At 35.5% G+C, this 3,011-nt stretch carries 3 protein-coding genes; all 3 read left to right on the forward strand.

Annotated features, from left to right (window positions below; translation table 11 throughout):
• Positions 1 to 255: 255 nt before the first annotated feature.
• Positions 256 to 846 (forward strand): RNA polymerase sigma-70 factor, encoded by a 591-nt coding sequence (locus tag Q8907_15160; protein ID MDP4275611.1) that lies wholly within the window; start codon positions 256 to 258, stop codon positions 844 to 846.
• Between the two features lie 71 nt (positions 847 to 917).
• A complete protein-coding gene (locus Q8907_15165; GenBank protein MDP4275612.1) occupies positions 918 to 2,081 on the forward strand; it encodes a FecR domain-containing protein in 1,164 nt (387 codons plus the stop codon).
• Between the two features lie 235 nt (positions 2,082 to 2,316).
• A partial coding sequence (locus Q8907_15170) for a carboxypeptidase-like regulatory domain-containing protein (GenBank protein MDP4275613.1) occupies positions 2,317 to 3,011 on the forward strand: 695 nt, incomplete at its 3' end.

Here is a 3,011-nt window from a genome sequence, read left to right on the forward strand (position 1 = left end):
AAATTTAATCGGTGATATGAAAAACTAATATTATATAATGATAAGGCATAAAGGGCATTGAATAACAGGGTATTAAAACGTTTTTGTTCCCGGAATCATTTCCTGATGGGCATGTTAATTTCATGACAATATTCTCCCAATAAAAAATAATCCCCTGGTTTTAACTTACTTAAAATCATAAAATCCTTTTAGCATTAACGGGTAGTGTGTTTTTTTTCTAACTTGCAAATCTTTAATTAATAGATTTTATTCATAATGCTAACAGAACCGGAATTACTTCGACTATTAAATGATGGAGATGAAAAGGTGGTGCGGTCTATTTTTGATCGTTACTACGACAGTCTTTGTCTTTATGCGGAAAGTATTATTAAGGATCATCATGCAGCTGAGGAAATCGTAGAGGATATCTTTATCCATTTTTGGCTGAATGCTAAAGATATACAAATTTATCAGTCTTTGAAAAGTTATCTTTTCAGAAGTGTCCACAATAATTGTCTCAAGTATCTCGATAAGCACAAATCAGAAAAACAAAATATTGATTCCTTAAATTATTTACTGGAAGATCACGAAATAACAGAACCTGTCTCTTTAGATTATGCATTTTCAAATATAGTTGCCCAGGAATTGGAAGAAAAGGCCGTAGAAGTTCTTGAGTCACTTCCTGAACAATGTAAAAAAATCTATTATTTGAATCGTTTTGAAAATTTGAGCTATACGGAAATTGCTGAAAGACTAAATATTACAGTAGGAACGGTGAAAACTCAAATGAGCCGGGCTTTCCAAAAATTCCGTATCAATCTTATCGATTACCTGCCCTTACTGATTATTCTGATATTCTGGAAATAAAAAATAAAAATTTACTTTTTTTTGTCAACCACTTTGACCGTTTCCCGGTCTTTATAATTAGAAATGAAAATATGGAAAAAGAGAATCAAACATATTCCTCTATGGATGAATTCCTGATTAAGTATCTGGTTGGATCTGCAACCGGACAGGAGAGAAATGATGCTCGCGAATGGATTAATAAGAATTCAAACAACAGGAAGTATTTTGAAGAACTCAAAACTTTTTATCAACTCACCAAAGTTGTCCAAGATCCTTCCGGCTTTGATAAAACTGAAGGCTGGAACCGGGTAGCCGCCGGTTATTATAAGTCAAAATATCAGACAGAGAAAGCCAGGGAAAAACAATCAGGGAAAAAAATCTACTGGCGGATAGCTCTAATGTCGGCAGCTGCTTGTATAGCTTTTGTTTTAGGATTTCTTTTAAAGGATTATCAGACCATTTACCGTCAGGGAATGATGAAATTCAACGAGATCTCCGTTCCGCTGGGCGCCAGGTCACAGGTTACCCTGTCTGACGGCACAAAAGTATGGTTGAATGCAGGGAGTAAATTGAGATACCCTGTGAATTTTGTAGATAAAACCCGGGAAGTATACCTGGAAGGGGAAGCTTTTTTTGATGTAACCAAGCAGAAAAAAAGATTATTCGTGGTGAAAACTTCAGATATTCTGGTAAAAGTTTATGGAACGCAGTTTAATGTAAAATCATATCCTGAAGAGAATATCATCCAGACAACATTAGTAAGGGGTTCGGTGGCTATTGAAAATATGCACAAGGGATACGAAAATCAAATAGTTTATTTGAAACCTAATCAGACCGCTACTTTTTATAAGGAACAGAAAGAAACAGCTTCTCTCCAAAAGGGACCCTTAGCAAAAATTGCCGAGAAGAAAAACATTAAAACGATCCCTGAAAAAATTGAGATCATTCCCAATATCAATCCTGTACCTATCATATCCTGGAAGGACAACCGCTGGGTCATTGATGGGGAAACTCTCGATCAGTTAGCTGTTAATTTAGAACGACGCTATAATGTTCAAATTCAGTTTAATGATGAATCGCTTAAAAAATATAAATTTTCTGGTACCCTGACCAATGAGACTTTTGAACAGGTTTTGAAAATTGTTCAAATATCGGCCCCTGTTTTATTTGTCATTAATAGTAATCATGTGCTGATTAAAGATGATCCTTCATACAAAAAGAATTATGACAAACTGATTATGCAGACAAATTATTAAATAATTAAAAACTGATTGCCTATGGGAGATGTAGATCAACAAAGAAAAAAATCGCAGAATGAGCCACCATTCCGCGATTTCATGAATTTTAATGTATCATTTTGCCGCCAATGCCTGACACTCAATATATTAGGCTTGGCATTTAATAACACTAAAATCTAACAAATTTATGAAAAAAAAACCTAAGTATGCCCATTTTTCCTTACAAAATGGGTATAAAAAACTACTACTAGTTATGAGACTATCTATAGTATTTAGCTTATTTTGCACTGTTGCTTTTTCTTCAGGTTCTTTTTCCCAAAACAGGACTATTTCTTTAAAATTGGAGAATGCCAGGGTAAAAGATATATTCCGCACCATTGAAAATAAAACATCCTATCGGTTTTTTTATAACGACGAGCTTTGTGATATAAATAAAAAAGTTGACCTGTACGTAAGTAACATGAAGGTCGAGGATGTTTTAAAAAAGATGTTCCGGAATTCTGACATGGACTATACCCTGTTGGAAAACAACATGATTGTTGTAGCTCCTAAAAGGAGTATCCAGCAAAACATGATTTCGGGTACCGTTACCGATTTGGTTTCCGGTTTACCATTACCGGGAGTTAATATTGTTGTCGAAGGTACTACGATTGGAACGGTTTCCGATGCAGATGGAAAATACTCCCTGAATATTCCTAATCAAAAAGATGCCGTTTTGGTATTTTCCATGGTTAGTTATAAAAAAGAGAGAATCAGCGTCGATGGAAGGTCCGTTATTGACGTCAAATTAGCAACAGATGTTAAAAGCCTGGAAGAAGTAGTTGTTGTGGGTTACGGGAGTCAGAAGAAAGAATCCGTAACTGCAGCTATTTCAGGTGTTACCTCAGAGGACCTTGACAGGGTTCATGCATCTACTGTAACCGGCGCACTTGCCGGTAAACTTGCCGG

The sequence above is a fragment of the Bacteroidota bacterium genome, from assembly GCA_030706565.1.
Lineage (GTDB): Bacteria > Bacteroidota > Bacteroidia > Bacteroidales > JAUZOH01 > JAUZOH01.